A 17,662-nucleotide genomic window follows, 5' to 3' on the forward strand; every position below is an offset into this window, starting at 1 on the left:
CGGGCCTGCTGTCGCGCCGTCAACGCCTTCTGCTCGTTCGCGCGGCGTCCCCGTCGACGGGCATCCAAAGCCCGGTTTCCCTTACGGTCGAAGGCATCCACCCACCGCCACACCGTCTTGGGCGCCACCTGAAACGCCCTCGCCGCAGCGGCCTGACTCATCCCCGCCTTCACCGCCGCGACCACCCGGCGACGCAGATCCTCCTGCGCCGCCGGGGAAAGCGACCGCGTATCACGCACCATCACACCCATACATAACCAACGATAACGGCATATTTGGGTTACGGGTCAATAACAAGGGGCCCTTCCTCTACCGGAGGCGTTAATAGGGGGCCCTTCCTTCACGGCAGGCAGCGGCGGGGGCGGTCGGACGGGGGCCAGACGTACTCCAGGTCGGGGGAGACGTCGGTGAACAGCCGTGCGTAGTGGACCGGATCCTTGCGCAGCAGCGACGACCGGTGGCTGCGGTGCAGGTCGTCGCGGCCCAGCCAGGGCGGCAGCTCACCGGCGGCGGCCAGCTCCTCCTGGCTGCGGATCACCGAGATGCCGCAGGCGGTGGCGAGGTCGGTGGCGAGCGTGCCGGCGCAGGTGTCGGCCCGGCCCGGCTCGCACCACACCGCGCACATGTCCAGCCCGTACCGGGTCAGCGCCTCCTCGTACCCGGCCCACATCTTCACCGCGGGGTGGTTGCGCCAGCCGTAGCCGGGCCAGGTCAGCCCGCGCAGCACCTGGATCGCCTCCACTCGCTGCTTGCCCAGCCGCTTCTGGTCCAGCGTGCGCGCGCTGGCCAGGAAGTCCGGATACGGCAGGAACGTCTGCATACCGGTGCTCTACCCGGACCCGGCCCCACCATGCGTTCATGATCGCCGGGGCTGCGCACGTCGCGAGCGGCTGACTACGATCCGGGCATGGCCGAGCCACTGCGCGACCGCGCGCGCCGCGCGACCGGCTGGCGGCTCCGGATGAACGGTGACGAACGTCCCCACTACGTGGTCTGCGGCTCCGACCCGCTCGCCTACTGGGTGGTCCGGTCGCTGCTCGCCACCGACAGCGCCGACGGCCAGGTGCGGGTCACGCTCGTGGTGCCGGGCCGCCGCCGGTCCGAGGGCCCAGACGGGCGGGACGTGCCCGGGGTACGCGTGGTCACGGCGGAGCGCCTCGACGAGGCCGCGTTCCGCCGGGCCGGGCTGGCCGGCGCGGCCGGGCTGGCCCTGCTGCACCAGGACGACGTGGGCAACATGCACGCCGCGCTCTGCGCCCAGGAGGTCGAGTCGCGGCTGCGCCTGGTGGTGCGGATGTTCAACACCAACCTGGCGGACGGGCTGCGGCAGCTCTTCCCCGACTCGGCGGTGCTCTCCGACGCCTCGATCGCCGCCCCGGCCTTCGTCGCCGCCGCGCTGGGCGAGGTGGCGCCGACCCACTTCCGGCACGGCGGGCGCACGCTGTACGTGGCCCGCCGTGACGACGTGCGCCCGCAGGACGTGGTCTGCGGGCTGGCCGTCACCACCGATCCGGACCTGGTCCGGGTGCTGCCCGCGGACGAGGCGGCGGCCGACGTGGTGCTGGCCGAGGCGACCGGTCGGCCGGCGGGCACCGAGGTCGCCGCGCGGCGGCTGGTACGGGCGCGGCGTCGCCGGCAGCCGGTCGCTGTCCTGCTGCGCGCGGTCCGCCACTTCGCCACCCGGAAGATCGGTATCGCGGTGCTGGTGCTGCTCGGGGTGATCGCGGCGTTGGGCTGGCTCAACGCGCGGGCCGCTGACGTGAGCTGGAGCGAGGCGGTCTACCTGACCCTGGTCACCACGCTCACCGGCCAGGATCCGGACGTCAACAAGCCGGTCGCGGCCCAGGTGATGCAGGTGGTGCTCAACCTGGCCGGGCTGGCGCTGATCCCGCTGATCACGGCCGCGGTGGTCGACGGCGTCGTCAACGCCCGGCTGGCGCTGCACGCGGGCCGGGTCCAGCCGGACCGCTCGGGGCACGTGGTGATGGTCGGGCTGGGCAACATCGGCACCCGGGTGATGGCGCAGTTGCACGACTTCGGCGTCGAGGTGGTGGCGATCGACAGGAACCCGGACGCGCGCGGCGCCGCGCTGGCGCACCGGCTGGGGGTGCCGCTGATCGTGGGGGACGCGGGCCGGGAGGAGACGCTCCGGTCCGCCTCGGTGGACACCTGTCAGGCTCTCGTGGTGGTCTCCACCGACGACGGGACGAACCTGCGGGCCGCGCTGATCGCCCGGTCTCTCGACCCGGATCTGCGCGTGGTGCTGCGGCTGTTCGACGGCGACTTCGCCGAGCGGATCCAGCAGGCGTTCGGCATCGGCATCTCGCGCAGCGTGTCCTATCTGGCCGCACCGGCCTTCGCGGCGGCCCTGCTGGATCGCGCGGTGGTCGCCACCATCCCGGTCGACCGGCACGCGCTGCTGGTCACCGAGGTGCCGGTGGTGGCCGGTTCCCCGCTGGACGGGCGTCCGCTCGGCGCGGTGGCGCGGCCCGGCGAGGTACGCCTGCTCGCGCACGCCCGGCCGAACCAGAAGGCGGACTGGTCGGCCGACCCGCGGATGGTGGTCCAGGCCGGTGACCGGCTGACTGTGGTGGCCCGGCGGGCCGGGCTGACCGCCCTGCTCCGGGAGACCACACCCGCGCCGCCGCCGGCTCCTGCCGGCCCGCCCGCCCCGCGCCGCCCGCAGGAGTGACGGGACCGGGGCGACCGGGGGACGCGTGTCGAGCGCGGCCGGGCCGCCTCAGGCCTGGTGACGGCGGCGGACGGCGTACCCGAGCGCGCCGAGGGCGAGCACGCCGAACCCGGCGAGCACGCTCGGCAGCGGCAGGTTGACCGCCAGCACCAGGCAGCCGGCCAGCCCCAGCGCGGCGAGCAGCCGTACCGGGACGCGCCGGTCCGGGTCGGCGCCGAGCGTCAGCGCCGACGCGTTGGTGATCGCGTAGTAGACCAGCACGGTGCAGCTGGAGAAGCCGATCGCGCCCCGGATGTCGCCGACGGCCACCACGACGGCGACCACGGCGGCCACCGCGAGTTCGGCGCGGTGCGGCACCCGGTGGCGCGGATGGACCGCCGCGAGCGCGCCGGGCAGGTCCCGTCGGCGGGCCATCGCCAGCGTGGTCCGGCCGACGCCCGGCAGCAGGGACAGCAGCACCCCGGTCACGGCGACTGTCGCGCCGGCCCGGACCAGCCAGGCCAGCCCCGGGTGTCCGGCGGCGGTCACCACCTCGACCAGCGGAGCGTCGGTGGACGCCAGCCGGTCGGCACCGAGTACGCCGAGTGCGACCACCGCCAGCGTCAGGTAGATCGCCAGCACCGCGCCGAGCGCGACCGGCACCGCCCGGGGGATGGTGCGTTCCGGGTCGCGTACCTCCTCGCCCAGCGTGGCGATCCGTGCGTACCCGGCGAAGGCGAAGAACAGCAGCCCGGCGGCGGTCAGTACGCCACCCGCGCCGATGCCGGCCGGGTCGGTGAGCCGGTCGGCGGTCACCTGCGGCGCGCCGGTCACGGCGACGACGGCGAGCACCGTCAGCACCACCACGGCGAGCACCCGGGTGGCGGTGGCGGTCTTGCCGATGCCACGCAGGTTCACCGCTGTCACCGCCGCCACGGCGAGGACCGCGACGAGCCGCGCCCGCCCCGGCCACAGGTACGCCCCGACGGTCAGCGCCATCGCCGCGCAGCTCGCGGTCTTGCCCACCACGAATCCCCAGCCGGCGAGGAAGCCGGCGAACGGGTGCAGCCGTTCCCGGCCGTAGACGTAGGTGCCGCCGGACTCGGGGTAGCGGGCGGCGAGCCGGGCCGAGCTGGTCGCGTTGCAGTAGGCGACGAAGCCGGCGACCGCCAGTGCGACGAGCAGTCCGGTGCCGCCGGCCGCCGCGGCGGCCGGGGCGAAGACGACGAACACGCCCGCGCCGAGCATCGAGCCCAGACCGATGACCACCGCATCGCGTACGCCGAGTCGCCGTGCCAGCCGTTCCACTCCGGCAGCCTAGCCAGGGCGCTCGGGTGAACGGCAGGTGCCGCCGGCGGGATTCCGCCGGCGGCACCGGGAGCGGGTTCAGCAGGGCCCGTTGTCGGTCCACACGCCCTGGCTGTTGGTCCCGGGCACGTCTCCCTGGGTCCACCACCGCGAGGTCCACCGGTGTCCGCCGTGGGACACCACAGCACCTCCGGGGTACGCGGTTCCCGCGGCCCAGGCCGGCGCGGCACACGAACCACCTGTGGGTGACGGCGAGCCGGTGGGCGTCGGGGAGGTGGTCGGTGCCGGGGAGCCCGTGCAGGCGCCCTGGTCGGCCCAGACCGTGGCGCTGCCCGGCGTCTCGCCCTGGGTCCACCACTTCGCGTTCCAGGTCCGTCCGGCGTGCGAGACGGTTGCCCCGCCGGAGTACGCGGTGGCCGCCGACCAGGCCGGCGCGGTGCAGGTGCTCCCGCCGGGCGGGACGGAACCGCTCGGGCTGGGCGACGGCGTGACCACCTCGCCACCACGTGCCCAGTCCCCGGTCAGCGCGTACGTCTGGCCGCCGAAGGCGAGCGTGAAGTTGGCCGGGCCGGAGATCGGGAGCTGGTAGTTGAGCGTCACCTCGGCGTACGAGCCGGGCACGATCGCGGCCGGCACGGTGAGGCGTACCCGGTTGTGGTCGCCCTTCAGTCCGCCGACGTTGCTGCCGGTGTGGCCGGTGGTGACGGTGGTGAGCGCCCAGCCGGACTGCTGGCTGAGTGTGGCCGGGGTGGTGGTGGGATAGTCGAACTCGAGCTGCGCGCCGGCCGGGATCGGTGCACCGGTGTTGTTGGTCAGCCGCAGCTCGGGGTTGATCGGGTAGTTGTTGTCGCCGAGCGCGAAGCCGCCCATGCCGACCGCCACGTCGAGCGTCCGGGTGGGCATGGTGATGCCCGCCTTGCGGGCGCCGTACGCCGGTGCGGCCTTCAGCCGGTCGTAGAGCAGCGTGGTCAGCGTGTCGCCCATGCCGTACTGGCCCTTGGCGGAGTCGTAGGCGTAGTCGCCGGCGAGTTCCCAGATCATCACGCCGCCGAGGCCCTTGGCCGCGACGTAGTCGGCCTTGGCGGCGAGTGACTGGTCGTCCTCGGTGGAGAGGAAGACCTTCTTCTCCGCGTTCCACAGCCAGGGCGCGACCAGCGCGGCCGAGTAGTTCCGGGTGTAGCTGCCGCTGATCCGGTCGGCCGGGTCGGTGGCCGGGGTGAGGCCGTATCCGGTCAGGTAGTCGCCGGTGACGCCGGCCTGGAGGTTCTTCGCGTGCCACATCGGGTTGGCACCGCCGGGCACCTCGTTGCCGGCGGTGTCGAGGTCGTGCCAGAGGTTGTCGATGCCGACCGCGCCGTTGCCGCAGGGGGTGGTGGAGCCGATCGAGCTGCCGGTGCCGGCCGGGCACTTGGTCTGGTCGGGCAGCGCCGCCCGCCCCCACAGGCCGTTGGTGCCGCCGGTGACGCCCTGCCAGCCCCGGGTGTAGTAGGGCACGCCGATGTTCACCCGGCCGCTGGGCAGCGCGCCCCGGAAGTAGTGGTACGCCCAGTCGGTGTTCAGGTAGCCGATGCCGGAGTACGCGCCGTACACGCCGCCGGCGGCCAGTTCGGCGTCGTCGCCGTTGTCGTAGAGCGCCGCGTTCGGCCCGACGAAGTGGTTCCACGCGCCGTGCAGGTCGTAGGACATCGCGTTGACGTAGTCGAGGTACTGCAACGCCTGGTAGGACTCCATCCCGCGCAGCAGCCAACCGGACGCGGGCGCGGCCACGGTGAGCAGGTAGTGCTTGCCGTCGGTGGCGGCGGCACGGTCGAGCTTCTCCCGCAACGTGCGCATCAGCACCTGGTACGAGGCGTTGAGACCGGCCCGCTTGGCGTCGGCCTGGGCGAAGTCGAGCGGGTTGCCGGCCTTGTTGTTGGAGGTGGGGTACTCGTAGTCGATGTCGACCCCGTCGAAGCCGTACGTGCGCAGGAACGTCACCACCGAGTCGGCGAACCTGTTGATGCCGGCGGTGTTCACCGTGTTGGTGCCGGTGGTGGTCATCCGGTAGAAGCCGCCGGAGTCGACGCGGTTGCCGCTGTCGTCGATGAAGCCGCCGGTCTCGGCCCAGCCGCCGACGCTGATCAGCGTACGGACGCCGGGGTTCTGCTTCTTGTACTTGTTGAGCAGGTTGAAGTGCCCGGTGTACGGCAGGGCCGGGTCCATCTCGGCACCGGCCACGCCGGGCCAGGTCATGTTCGTCGCCGGGTTGTCCGCGGCGCCGGGGTTGCCCACGGAGATGCGGTTGCCGCCGTCGACGTGGGCGAACGCGTAGTTGATGTGGGTGACCTTCTGCCAGGGGATCTGGTTCACCAGGTAGGCCGGGGCGCCGTTGCGGCCGGTCCGCCAGCTGGTGAAGTAGCCGATGATCCGGCGGGTGTGGTCTGCGCCCATCTTCTCCCGGCCCGCGGTGTCGTAGACGGTGCAGTAGGGCACCGAGACTCCGGGCGTGCGGTAGAGCCCGTCGGGCCGGCACGCCTCGTCGTCGGCGGCGGCCGACCTTGCGTCCGGGGCGGCCACGACCACCGCCATCGTCGCGGTCAGCAGACCGGCGGCGCCGGTCGACAGCCAGCGGCTGAGTCGTCTCGTCAGCACGAGTACCTCCTACATTTAACAAACTTAACTGTTAAGATTGCTAAATGTATACCGGCGTCGATACGCCGAGACAAGAGGCGGATTTTCTAGCCGAGCCCCTCCGCCGGGCGGGCCCAGCCGCCCAGCCGCGCCGGCAGCGGCAGACTGTTCCAGGGCACGCGGCGCAACAGGCGGTCCAGCAGCAGGCCGAGCAACAGCCCGGCGACCGAGTCGGTCAGCCAGTGCCAGCCCAGGTAGACGGTGGTGCAGAAGACCACCGCCGGGGGCACCACCCGGACGACTGTGACCAGCCGGGGCGGCACGGTACGGCCGACCGTGCGCACGAGCGGGGCCAGCAGCAGGGCCAGTACGCCGTACCAGACGATCGCGTTGGCGACGTGCCCGGACGGGTACGACTGCGCGAAACGGACCGGCAGGTCGTGCTGGAACAGCGGCAGCGTCTGCTCCGGCGACAGGAACGGCTCCTTGACCGAGGCGCTCGGCGCCGGGCGGGCCGTCCACACCTTCAGCGGGCCGATCGTGAAGAACGTGAGCACGAACCCGGCCACCGGTGGCAGCAGGGGCCGCACCGAGCGCAACCGCAGCGCCAGCAGCACGCCCAGCCCGGCCGCGAGCAACGTCAACGGGGTGCCCTGGCCGAGCAGGTTCAGCGTCATGGCGACCCAGCGGGCGGCGGTCGGGCGGTTCTCCTCGGACCAGTCGGCGACCGCCCGGTCCAGGCCGAACAGGTGACCCGAGGCGAGCGCGACGGTCAGCGCCACCACCGCTGCGAGCAGCAGCCCGTCGAACCACCACCCGGCCGGCCGGACCGGCCGCAGCCGCAGGTCACCGCGTACCCCCGAGGTCTGACGCACGCGACCACGCTACCGGCCGCCGGCGGCGGCCGACCGGCGCGGGCATCGGCCGCTGTGTGCCCAGCCACGAAGGGAGGCGCGGCGCGGGGTCAGCGGTCACACTGGTTGCCGTGCGGATCACCTCGGCTCTCGTCGACCCGTCGCTGCTCGACCTCCCCTGGTCGACCCCGTTGGAGCAGTGGCCTGCCGAACACCTGGTGGCGCTGCCGCAGGGCATCTCCCGGCACGTCGTGCGGTTCGTCCGGCTCGGCGGGTACGTCTACGCGGTGAAGGAGACCGGCGAGCGGGTCGCCGAACGGGAGTACGACCTGCTGCGGGCGCTGGAGCGGATCGACTTCCCGTCGGTCGAGGCCATCGCGATCGTCGCCGACCGGCAGACCGACGACGGCGAGCCGCTGGACCCGGTGCTGATCACCCGGCACCTCCAGTTCTCGCTGCCCTACCGGGCGCTGTTCTCCAACACGCTGCGACCGGAGACGATGAACCGGCTGCTCGACGCGCTGGCCGCGCTCATCGTCCGAATGCACCTGACCGGCTTCTTCTGGGGCGACTGCTCGCTGTCGAACACGCTGTTCCGGCGGGACGCGGGCGCCTTCGCCGCGTACCTGGTCGACGCCGAGACCGGCGCGCTGCACCCGTCGCTGTCGAACGGCCAGCGCGGCGAGGACCTGGAGATCGCCCGGGTCAACATCTTCGGCGAGGCACTCGACCTCCAGGCCGCCGGCCTGCTGCACGAGTCCATCGACCCGGAGGTGGTCTGCGAGGAGGTAGTGCGGCGCTACGAGCGGCTCTGGCACGAGATCACCTACGAGCAGCAGGTCGAGCGTGCCGCCAGGCACGACATCGAACGCCGCATCCGCCGCCTCAACGAGCTGGGCTTCGACGTGGCCGAGGTGGCCATGTCCACAGTCGACGACGGGCGCTACCTGGTCCGGCCGAAGGTGGTCGACGCGGGCTACCACACCCGGCGGCTGCTGCGCCTGACCGGCCTGGACGCCGAGGAGAACCAGGCCCGCAAGCTCCTCAACGACCTGGACGCCTACCGGCTGGAGAGCGACCTGACCGACGAGCAGCAGGCGGCGCACCGCTGGCTGACCGAGGTCTTCGAGCCGGTGGTCCGGGCCGTCCCGGGGCACCTGCGCAACAAGCTGGAGCCGCAGGAACTGTTCGCCCAGATCATCGAGCACAAGTGGCTGCTCTCCGAGCAGGCCGGGCGGGACGTCGGGATGCGCCAGGCGGTGCAGTCGTACCTGGCCGACGTGCTGGTGCACCGCCCGGACGAGCAGGCGGTGCTCGGCGTCGAGATGCCCACCACCTGACGCCTGCGGGTCACTCCACCCAGTCGCCGCCGCGCATCACCCGTACCACGTTCAGGTCCTCGTCCAGCACCACGAGGTCGGCGCGCAGCCCGGTGACCAGCGCGCCCACCCGGTCGCCCAGGCCGATCGCGCGGGCCGGGGTGGTGGCGACCATCCGGCAGGCGTCCGGCAGGGCCACACCCGCGCCGACCGCGTGCCGCAGCGCCGCGTCCATGGTGAGCGTGCTGCCGGCGATCGCGCCGTCGCGGCTCAGCCGGGCCACACCGCCGGACACGGTGACCGCCTGGCCGCCCAGCTCGTACTCGCCGTCGGGCATCCCGGCGGCGGCCATCGCGTCGGTGATCAGCGCGGCCCGCTCCGGGCCGGCCACCGAGGTGGCGAAACCGAGCATGCCGTCGTGCAGGTGCACGCCGTCGGCGACCAGCTCGCACACCACGTTCGGGGCCTCCAGCAGGGCCACCACCGGGCCGGGCTCGCGGTGGTGCACCGGGCGCATCCCGTTGAACAGGTGGGTGCCGACGCTCGCGCCCGCCGCCACCGCCGCCCGCGTCTGCTCCCAGGTGGCGTCGGTGTGCCCGACCGCCGCGACCACACCGTGCGACACCAGCAGCTCGATCGCCTTGGTGGCGCCGTCCCGCTCGGGAGCGATCGTGACCATGCGTACGGCGCCGCCGCCCAGCTCGACCAGCTCGCTCAGCTCGGCGGTGGACGGGTCGCGCAGGAACTCCGGGTTCTGCGCGCCGCAGCGGTCGGCGGACAGGTACGGACCCTCGAAGTGGATGCCGGCGAGCACACCGGACTCGACCAGCGGCCGGTAGGCGGCGGTGGCGTCGCGCATCAGCTCGAAGGGGGAACTGACCAGGCTGGCCAGCAGTGTGGTGGTGCCGTGCCCGCGGTGGAACGCGGCGGCCTGCCGGGCCGACTCCGGGTCGCCGGTGGTGAACGTGTGCCCGCCGCCGCCGTGGGTGTGCATGTCCACGAAGCCCGGCACGATCCAGTGGCCGTCGCGCACCGACGGATACTCGGCGACAGCGGTGATCCGCCCGTCCGCGATCTCCACGCAACCCTGCCGGATGACACCGGTCGGGGTCACCACCTTGCCGGTCACGCGCCGGGTCATCGACTCTCCTTCGCCAGGGTGTCCAGGGCCAGCAGGGCGGCGCCGAGGCAGCCGGCCTCGTCACCGAGGTCGGCCGCGACCAGGCGTGGCTCGCGGTGGAACGTCAGCCGCTCGCGCAACGCCGTCCGCAGCGGGCCGAACAGCCGGGGACCGGCCTGGGCCAGCCCGCCGCCCAGCACCACTGTCGACACATCGTAGAGGGCCTGCCCCGTGGCGAGTCCGTCGGCGAGCGCCTCGACCGCCTCCCGCCACACCTCGACGGCGAGCGGATCACCGGCCGCCGCCCGGTCGGCCACCTCGGCGGCGGTGGTGGGCGCGCCGGACAGCTCGGCGTACCGGCGCCCGATCGCCGAGGCGGACGACACCGCCTCCAGGCAGCCGGTCCGCCCGCATCCGCAGCGTGGGCCGCCGGGGCGTACCAGGATGTGGCCGATCTCCCCGGCGGCGCCGTGCGCGCCGGTGGCGGCCGACCCGCCGACCACGTGGGCGGCGGCGATGCCGGTGCCGATCGCGACGAACAGGACCTGGTCCGCCTCCCGTCCGGCGCCGAGCCGGGCCTCGGCCAGGCCACCCGCCCGCACGTCGTGGCCGAGCGCCGCGGGCAGTCCCAGCCGCGTGCCCGCCAGCTCCCGCAGCGGTACGTCCCGGAAGCCCACGTTCGCCGACCAGACCGCCACGCCACGCGCCTCGTCGACCACCCCGGGTACGACGATGCCGCAGGCCACCGGTGTACGGCCGTCGGCGCGGGCCTTGCCGGCCAGCCCTACGGCCACGTCGAGGATCGTGCCGGCCACCGCCTCCGGGCCGCGCTGGGCGCCGGTGGCGTGCCGTTCGGTGTGCACCGTCGAGCCGTCCGGCCGGACCAGGGCGCACTTCATCCCGGTGCCGCCCACGTCCAGCGCGACGACGACCTCGTCGCGTTCGCTCATGCCGTCTGCCAGCCGCGCATGCGCTCACGGCCCTCGCTGCGCTCGGTGCGTTCGCTCATGCTGTGCCGGCTGGGCATGCGCTCACGGCCCTCGCTGCGCTCGGTGCGTTCGCTCATGCTGTGCCGGCTGGGCATGCGCTCACGGCCCTCGCTGCGCTCGGTGCGTTCGCTCATGCCAGGACCACGGACCGGGTCAGATGGCGGGGCGCGTCCGGGTCGAGGTCGCGGCTGGTGGCGAGCGCGACCGCGAAACGCTGGGCCAGGATCAGGTCGGCCATCGGGTCGACCGGGTTACGCCCGGCGGCCCAGCTCGTCAGCACCGTGCGGCAGCCGTGGGTGCGGCTGTGCACGAACGCGGCGCCGGTGGCGGCCACGTCCTCGGGCAGGCCGTCCGGGATCTCGCCGAGCGCCCACACCAGCCGGCCGGGCGCGGCGACCGAGATCGGGCCGTGCCGGTAGTCCATGGCCGGGTACGCCTCGGCCCAGAACGTGGCCGCCTCGCGGCACTTCAGCGCGGCCTCCTGGGCCAGCCCGACGGTCCAGCCGCGCCCGAGGAAGGTGACCTGCCCGATGCCGGCCGGGTCGATCGGCAGCGGGGCGCGCACGGCGACCTCGGCGTCGGCGGCCAGGCGGCCCAGGTCCTCGCCGAGGTGGGCGCGCAGCAGCGCGAGCGCGGTGGTGGCGAAGCGGGTCTGCACCACCGACCGCTCGTCGGCGAAGGGCAGCGCGACACTGGCGTCGGCGAGCGCCACGGCGGCCGAGTCCGGGTCGCCGACCAGGACCGTGGCGGGGATCCGTCCGCGCAGCGCGGAGAGCAGGTCGAGTACCTCGGTGGTGGTGCCGGAGCGGGTGATCGCGATGAGCCGGTCGTAGTGCCGGCCGGCCGGGAACTCGCTGGCCTGGAAGGCGTCGGTCTCGCCCTGGCCGGCGGCTTCACGCAGCCCGGCGTACGCCATGGCCATGAACCACGACGTGCCGCAACCGACCACGGCGACCCGCTCGCCGGGGCGCGGCAGGTGCGCGGCGACGGTCGGGGTGAGTCGCGCCGCCTCCCGCCAGCAGTCGGGCTGGCTCGCGATCTCCGCGTGCACGAACGCCATGACAACTCCTCGCCAGGAGAGACTTTGCGCAATACGGCGCGATACGGCCGCCTTTCGCGCGTCATTCTGCGCGAAGCGGGGTGGTCGTGGCAACCGTCTCTCAGTTCGCGCAGCACGGGGTTTTGCGCGGACCGCGTTTCGCGCACTAGTGTGCACGCAACCGATCACCGTTCACGCACAGTCTGGGGAGGGCCCCGCGGTGGACCGCTACGCGCGCTGGAACGCGCTGCTGGAGATGCTGACCGACAGCGGCCGGGTCAGCGTCGAGGAGGCGGCCGAGCGGCTGGACGTCTCCCAGGCCACCATCCGGCGCGACTTCGACCAGCTCGCCCAGCAGCAGATGATCACCCGTACCCGGGGTGGCGCGGTCGCCAACGGCGTCTCCTACGACCTGCCGCTGCGCTACAAGACCGCCAAGCACTCGGCCGAGAAGCAGCGGATCGGCACCGCCGCCGCGGCGCTCGTGTCGCCGGGCACCGTCGTCGGCCTCAACGGCGGCACCACGAGCACCGAGGTGGCGCGGGCGCTCGCCGTCCGCCCCGATCTCAACACCAGCGCGGAGGGTGCCCAGCTCACCGTGGTGACGAACGCGCTGAACATCGCCAACGAGCTGCTCGTGCGCTCACGGATGAAGGTGGTGGTGGCCGGCGGCGTGGTCCGGCCGAAGTCCTTCGAGCTGGTCGGCCCGCTCGGCGGGGCGCTGCTGCGCGAGGTCACGCTGGATGTCGCGCTGCTCGGGGTGGACGCGATCGACCCGCAGCTCGGCGCCGCCGCGCACCACGAGGGCGAGGCGGCCATGAACAGCCTGATGGTGGCCCGGGCCAAGCGGGTCGTCGTGATAGCGGACTCCTCGAAACTCGGCGGGCACGCGTTCGCCCGGATCTGCCCGGTGGACCGGGTCGAGACGCTGGTGACCGACTCCGGCGCGTCCCCCGACGTGGTGCAGGCGTTCCGCGAGGCGGGCGTGCACGTCGTCTGCGCCTGACCGCACCCGACACGCCGATAGTGCATACCGGGTATTGCCTTCGATTGCATACCGCGTATGGTGTCGTTGACGCCTACTTATCGGGGGAGGTCAGCTGTGTCGGCTGTCCTGGAGATCGAAGGTCTCCGCAAGACGTACCGGAGCCGGAAACGCGGGGTCCGCCACGCGCTCGACGGCTTCGACATGCGAGTCGAGGCCGGCCAGGTGCACGGCTTCCTCGGCCCGAACGGCTCGGGCAAGACCACCACACTGCGTACGCTGCTCGGCCTGATCCGGCCCAACGGCGGCCGGATGGCCATCCTCGGCCAGGAGCTGCCGCACGCGCTGCCGGCGGTCGCCGGGCAGGTCGGCGCCATCGTGGAGAGCCCGCAGTTCTTCCCGCACTTCTCCGCCCGCGACACGCTGGGCCTGCTCGCGCAGGCCGGTGAGCTGCCCAAGCAGCGCGTGGACGAGGTGCTGGAGCTGGTCGGGCTGCGCGACCGGGCGGGCGAGCGGGTGAAGACCTACTCGCTCGGCATGAAGCAGCGCCTCGCGGTCGCCTCCGCGCTGCTCAAGAACCCCAAGCTGCTGATCCTCGACGAGCCGGCGAACGGCCTCGACCCGGGCGGCATCCGGGAGATGCGCGGGCTGATGCGGGAGCTGTCCGAGAACGGCATGACAGTGGTGCTCTCCAGCCACATCCTGGGCGAGATCCAGCTCATCTGCGACTCGGTCACGATCATCTCGCTCGGCCGCCGGGTCGCGTTCGGGCCGGTCGAGCAGGTGCTCGCGGCCCACTCCCAGGGCTCCGTGCGGGTACGCCTGGAAGCGGTCGGCGACCTGCCCCAGGCCGCCGACGCGCTCACCCGTGCCGGGGTCCGCGTCACCACCGAGCCCGACCACCTGTTGCTGTCCGGCGTGGACAAGCCGGCCACCGTCAGCCGGCTCCTCGCCGAGCAGGGCCTCTACGTCAGCGAGCTCACCCCGGTCGCGGTCGACCTGGAGAGCGTCTTCCTCGAACTGACCGCCACCGCGCCGGTCCCCGGCCAGCACCGTCAGGTCGATCAGTCCGCCAAGGTCGACCAGGCCGGCACCACAGGAGGTTGGGGCGCATGAGCCTGTTCGTCACCGAGCTGCGCCGGCTCGGCAAACGCCGGGTGACCCGGCTGATGCTCGTGCTGCTGGTCGTCGGCCTGGCCACCGTGGCCACCGCGTTCAGCTTCTCCAGCGAGAAGCTCTCGCCCGCCACTGTGGCCGCGGCCGAGGCCAAGGCGAACAACAACTACCAGAACTCGGTCAAGGAGTGGCAGCGCAGCGTCTCCGAGTGCGAGGCCGCCGCGGCCCGGGGCGAGAACACCGAGGAACGGTACGGCCCGAACTGCGGCAAGGACTACCAGCCGCAGCCAGACATGTTCGAGGCGAACTGGTACCTGCCGTACCAGTTCGACTTCCGGGCCGAGTTCCCGATGTTCATCGCCGTGTTCGCCGCTTCCGTGGCGCTGTTCGGCTTCATCGTCGGCGCCTCCTTCGTGGGCGCCGAGTGGAACACCGGCGGGATGATGAACCTGCTGCTCTGGCGGCCGAAGCGGCTCACCGTGCTGGGCACGAAACTGGCCGCCCTGCTCACCACCGTGCTCGGCCTGACCGTGGTGCTCGGCGCCCTCTGGACGGCGGCGTTCTGGCTGATCGCCAGCCAGCGCGGCAGCACCGCGAAGATGACCGCCGGAGTGTGGCGGTCGATCGGACTGGACGGCCTGCGCGCGCTGGCCATGACGCTCCTCGTGGCGGCGATCGGGTTCGCGCTGGCCTCGCTCGGCCGGCACACGGCGATGGCCCTGGGCGCGGCGGTGGGGATCTTCGCGGTGAGTGAGATCGGCATCCGGATCGCGGTCGCCGTGCTCGGCGTCCAGTTCGGGGACCGGTACGTGCTGTCCACGTACGCCCAGTCGTGGTTCCTGAAGCAGGCGGAGCTGTTCGACTACGACACCTGCCAGTTCTCCCAGGGCGCCTGCGAACCGGCCACGTACATGGTCACCTGGCAGCAGTCGGCAGTGGTGTTCGGCGTGGCCCTGGTGGGCGCGGTCGCGGCCGCGTTCTGGACGATGCGGCGGCGGGACATCTCCTGACCTCGTCCGCGCCGCCGGCTCCTCCGGCGGCGCGGACCCCGCGTCCGATGCGGTCGGGGGCGGCCCTGGTTACGCTGGGGCTCCCCGGGCCGGCGCGTTCCGCGCGCCGGCCACCCGCCGTCGGAGAGGAGCGCCATGTCCGCCGACGCCTCGCAGCGGGCCGCCGTCGACCGGCCCGACCCGTCGGGGCCGACAGCGGGTACGCGCCACGCGGGTGCTGTTCCGCCGCCACGCACCGCGCCCCCGGTCGAGTCCACGCCGCCGGACCGGTCCGCGCCCGCCGACGACGCCGCGCCTCTCGATCACGCCGCGCCCCTCGACGACGCCGCGCCGTCCGGTGGTACGGCGTCCGCGCCGGCACCGCCCGACGGGGGCGACGGCCTCACCGAGCGGGAGCGGCGGATCCTCGCGTTCGAGGCACAGTGGTGGAAGCACGCCGGTGCCAAGGAGCAGGCCATCAGGGACACGTTCGGGCTCTCCGCGACCCGCTACTACCAGCTGCTCAACGCACTGCTCGACCAGCCGGCCGCGCTCGCCGCCGAGCCGGTGCTGATCGGCCGGCTGCGCCGGCTGCGCTCGTCGCGGGCCCGTAACCGGCGCCGCTGACGAACGTCATTTCTCGTACGTGCGCAGCCCGTTGCCGATGGCGAAGAACGTGGGCGCCCACTCGCCGATGAAGATGCCCCAGCGGTCCGCCCGCGCCACCCCGGCGCGCTCCATGTGCTTGGAGAGGAACCAACTGGTCATCGAGAGGCCGATGCTGACGAATCCGGCGAGGTAGGCGTGCTCCGCCCGGAAGCCGCTCTCGTGCAACCGCTCCAACATCTCGAAACCCCCTGACGCCGGGACCGACCCGGTCACGGCCGACGCTACCTAAAGTACGGTGAAGATGACGCAGGGTTGCCGCGATCGGGTCGGGCGGCGGATGACCGGGCGCGGTCCGGGTAGGCGGCCGGCGACGACGAACGGAGGCCGACGATGGGGGCACCAGACCGCCGGTACGCGATCGGCAGCAGGCCGGTCCGCCCGACCGCTGAGGCGCCGGTGATGCGGGTGCGTTCCGCCTCCGCCCCGGCACCCGGCCGGCCGGAGAACGAGGACGTGGTCTTCCGGTTCGGCCCGCTGGTCGGCGTCCTCGACGGCGCGACGGTGCCCGAGGGCTTCGACACCGGCTGCGCGCACGGCCCCGCCTGGTACGTCCGCCACCTGGCCGCCCGGATCGGCCTGGCGATCGCGGCCCGCCCCGCCGCCACGCTGATGAGCAGTCTCGCTGCGGCGATCCTCGCGGTGCGGGCCGACCACGGCGGGACGTGCGACCTGGACCATCCGGGCACGCCGTCGTCCACCGTGTGCCTGCTGCGGGAAAGCGGCGACCGGGTCGACTACCTCGTGCTCTGCGACAGCCCGCTGGTGCTCGACACCGGCCGCGGGATCGAGGTGGTCACCGACGACCGGCTGGCCCACGCGGTGGCGGACCTGCGCCGCAGTGCCGCGGCGCTGCCGGACGGCGAGACCGACCCGGTGATCCGGTTCCGCCGCGCGACGACAGTGCAGCGGACCCGGATGAACCGCACCCACGGCTACTGGGCGGCGGCGAGCGACCCGGACGCGGCGTACCACGCGCTGACCGGGACGCTTCCGCTGCGCGGTCCGGGTGCGCTGCGCCGGGCCGCGCTGCTCAGCGACGGCACCTCCTGCGCGGTCGACCAGTTCGGCCTGTTCGACTGGGGCGGGCTGCTGGAGGTGCTGACCGTGGAGGGCCCGGAAGGGCTGATCGACCGGGTCCGGGTGGCGGAGCGGGACCACCCGGACCGGCTGCGGCGACGTAAGCGCACCGACGACGCCTCGGCCGTGCTCTGCGAGTTCGACCCGCCAGCGTGAGCACGCTCACGTCGGAACGACCGGTCGGATGGCAACGCAGCGTGAGGCGTAACCCCCTGGGGGTACGACCGGACGAGGCGGTCGGCCATAGCGGCAATCCCTCCCCAAAGGGGTGGACGACCCGGACCACGCGCGGCAGACTGCGCGACGTGACGGGTGCGGTACGGCTGGAGCCGGTGGACGAGCGGAACCTGGAGCCGTTGCTCTCCGTAGCGGCGGCTGAGGCGGAGCCGGAGGACGTCATGCCTCCGGTGGACGCCCCGGCGGGCTGGTCGCTGGCCCGCCGCGACGCGTTCCGCGAGTTCCACCGCGCCAGCCTCGGTGGGCTGAACGGCCCGACCGGCACGGCCATGTACGCGATCGTCTCCGGCGGCGAGGTGGTCGGCATGGTGCGGATGACCCGCCGGGACGAGCCGGGAACCGTGGAGACCGGCATGTGGCTCGGCCGGTCGGCGCGGGGCCGTGGCCTGGGCGCCGCGGCACTGCGGCAGTTGCTGCACGTCGCCGCCGCGGCCGGAATGCAAACGGTGGTCGCGAACACCACGCCGGACAATGCGGGCGCGATCTCGGTGCTGCGCAGATGCGGCGCGGAACTGCGCGAGGAAGACGGCGTACTGCACGCGCGTATCTGCCTGGATGCTGCCCTGCCGATCCGCTGAGCCCTCTTCCCCGCTGCCTGAGTTCTCGCTGCTCAACGCCACCTTTGTGGGTGGTTCCGCCGGCAGGAGACGCGTACCGCGCTGACACTCGCCGCGGCGGT

Annotated in this window: 18 protein-coding genes; 8 read left to right on the plus strand and 10 right to left on the minus strand. The window is 73.1% G+C overall.

The annotated features are described in order from the left end of the window. Together C569_RS30780 and C569_RS0122125 are read right to left on the minus strand one after the other, a co-directional pair. The coding region (locus tag C569_RS30780; RefSeq protein ID WP_026268488.1) for a helix-turn-helix domain-containing protein at positions 1 to 251 on the minus strand (251 nt) is incomplete at its 3' end. 89 nt (positions 252 to 340) lie between these two features. Further along, complete coding sequence (locus C569_RS0122125; protein ID WP_018787937.1) at positions 341 to 820, minus strand: MSMEG_6728 family protein; 480 nt, start codon at positions 818 to 820, stop codon at positions 341 to 343. Between the two features lie 87 nt (positions 821 to 907). Here C569_RS0122125 and C569_RS0122130 point away from each other — a divergent pair, with 87 nt between their 5' ends. After that, on the plus strand, positions 908 to 2,692 hold the full coding sequence (locus C569_RS0122130) for a TrkA family potassium uptake protein (RefSeq protein ID WP_018787938.1): 1,785 nt from the start codon (positions 908 to 910) through the stop codon (positions 2,690 to 2,692). Between the two features lie 48 nt (positions 2,693 to 2,740). Here the strand turns inward: C569_RS0122130 and C569_RS0122135 are convergent, their stop codons facing one another. From C569_RS0122135 to C569_RS0122145, 3 genes are all read right to left on the minus strand, one after another. After that, positions 2,741 to 3,979: an APC family permease gene (locus tag C569_RS0122135; protein WP_018787939.1), complete on the minus strand. Its 1,239-nt coding sequence runs from the start codon at positions 3,977 to 3,979 to the stop codon at positions 2,741 to 2,743. 78 nt (positions 3,980 to 4,057) lie between these two features. After that, positions 4,058 to 6,610 (minus strand): glycosyl hydrolase family 18 protein, encoded by a 2,553-nt coding sequence (locus C569_RS0122140; RefSeq protein WP_018787940.1) that lies wholly within the window; start codon positions 6,608 to 6,610, stop codon positions 4,058 to 4,060. An 86-nt stretch (positions 6,611 to 6,696) separates the two neighbouring features. Continuing rightward, the gene (locus C569_RS0122145) at positions 6,697 to 7,434 is read right to left on the minus strand and encodes a phosphatase PAP2 family protein (RefSeq protein WP_026268490.1); all 738 of its coding nucleotides are present in this window, start codon (positions 7,432 to 7,434) and stop codon (positions 6,697 to 6,699) included. Between the two features lie 86 nt (positions 7,435 to 7,520). Between C569_RS0122145 and C569_RS0122150 the strand changes: the two genes are divergently transcribed. Then, positions 7,521 to 8,783, plus strand: coding sequence for a DUF4032 domain-containing protein (locus C569_RS0122150; protein WP_026268491.1), 1,263 nt, complete (start codon positions 7,521 to 7,523; stop codon positions 8,781 to 8,783). Between the two features lie 10 nt (positions 8,784 to 8,793). On the opposite strand, the gene nagA is transcribed toward C569_RS0122150, so the two are convergent. From nagA to C569_RS0122170, 4 genes are read right to left on the minus strand one after another with little or no spacing between them, the layout of a single operon-like run. After that, positions 8,794 to 9,903, minus strand: coding sequence for an N-acetylglucosamine-6-phosphate deacetylase (gene nagA, locus C569_RS0122155; RefSeq protein ID WP_026268492.1), 1,110 nt, complete (start codon positions 9,901 to 9,903; stop codon positions 8,794 to 8,796). Beyond that, complete coding sequence (locus C569_RS0122160; RefSeq protein WP_018787944.1) at positions 9,900 to 10,832, minus strand: ROK family protein; 933 nt, start codon at positions 10,830 to 10,832, stop codon at positions 9,900 to 9,902. Before C569_RS0122160 ends, nagA begins: the two co-directional genes overlap by 4 nt. Beyond that, entirely contained in the window at positions 10,829 to 11,005 is a 177-nt protein-coding gene (locus C569_RS33805) for a hypothetical protein (protein WP_018787945.1), read from the minus strand. The genes C569_RS0122160 and C569_RS33805 overlap by 4 nt, the downstream gene beginning before the upstream one ends. Further along, positions 11,002 to 11,931 (minus strand): SIS domain-containing protein, encoded by a 930-nt coding sequence (locus C569_RS0122170; protein WP_018787946.1) that lies wholly within the window; start codon positions 11,929 to 11,931, stop codon positions 11,002 to 11,004. The genes C569_RS33805 and C569_RS0122170 overlap by 4 nt, the downstream gene beginning before the upstream one ends. Before the next feature lie 199 nt (positions 11,932 to 12,130). On the opposite strand from C569_RS0122170, the gene C569_RS0122175 reads away from it, so the two are divergent. The 4 genes from C569_RS0122175 to C569_RS0122190 all read left to right on the plus strand — a co-directional run bounded on the left by C569_RS0122175 (position 12,131) and on the right by C569_RS0122190 (position 15,627). Continuing rightward, positions 12,131 to 12,916, plus strand: a complete 786-nt coding sequence (locus C569_RS0122175; RefSeq protein WP_018787947.1) for a DeoR/GlpR family DNA-binding transcription regulator — start codon at positions 12,131 to 12,133, stop codon at positions 12,914 to 12,916. A 96-nt stretch (positions 12,917 to 13,012) separates the two neighbouring features. Continuing rightward, on the plus strand, positions 13,013 to 14,011 hold the full coding sequence (locus tag C569_RS0122180) for an ATP-binding cassette domain-containing protein (RefSeq protein WP_018787948.1): 999 nt from the start codon (positions 13,013 to 13,015) through the stop codon (positions 14,009 to 14,011). Further along, positions 14,008 to 15,021: an ABC transporter permease subunit gene (locus tag C569_RS0122185; RefSeq protein ID WP_018787949.1), complete on the plus strand. Its 1,014-nt coding sequence runs from the start codon at positions 14,008 to 14,010 to the stop codon at positions 15,019 to 15,021. The genes C569_RS0122180 and C569_RS0122185 overlap by 4 nt, the downstream gene beginning before the upstream one ends. A 135-nt stretch (positions 15,022 to 15,156) precedes the next feature. After that, positions 15,157 to 15,627, plus strand: a complete 471-nt coding sequence (locus tag C569_RS0122190; protein ID WP_018787950.1) for a DUF3263 domain-containing protein — start codon at positions 15,157 to 15,159, stop codon at positions 15,625 to 15,627. 6 nt (positions 15,628 to 15,633) lie between these two features. Here C569_RS0122190 and C569_RS0122195 read toward each other — a convergent pair whose 3' ends face one another. Then, positions 15,634 to 15,846 (minus strand): hypothetical protein, encoded by a 213-nt coding sequence (locus tag C569_RS0122195; protein ID WP_026268495.1) that lies wholly within the window; start codon positions 15,844 to 15,846, stop codon positions 15,634 to 15,636. Positions 15,847 to 15,999: 153 nt separating this feature from the next. Between C569_RS0122195 and C569_RS0122200 the strand changes: the two genes are divergently transcribed. Both C569_RS0122200 and C569_RS0122205 read left to right on the plus strand, forming a co-directional pair. Continuing rightward, positions 16,000 to 16,902, plus strand: coding sequence for a hypothetical protein (locus tag C569_RS0122200; protein WP_018787952.1), 903 nt, complete (start codon positions 16,000 to 16,002; stop codon positions 16,900 to 16,902). 149 nt (positions 16,903 to 17,051) lie between these two features. Then, on the plus strand, positions 17,052 to 17,561 hold the full coding sequence (locus C569_RS0122205) for a GNAT family N-acetyltransferase (RefSeq protein WP_018787953.1): 510 nt from the start codon (positions 17,052 to 17,054) through the stop codon (positions 17,559 to 17,561). The last annotated feature ends 101 nt before the right edge of the window (positions 17,562 to 17,662 follow it).

Origin of the sequence: Micromonospora sp. CNB394, from assembly GCF_000374985.1 — a bacterium.
GTDB lineage: Bacteria > Actinomycetota > Actinomycetes > Mycobacteriales > Micromonosporaceae > Micromonospora > Micromonospora marina.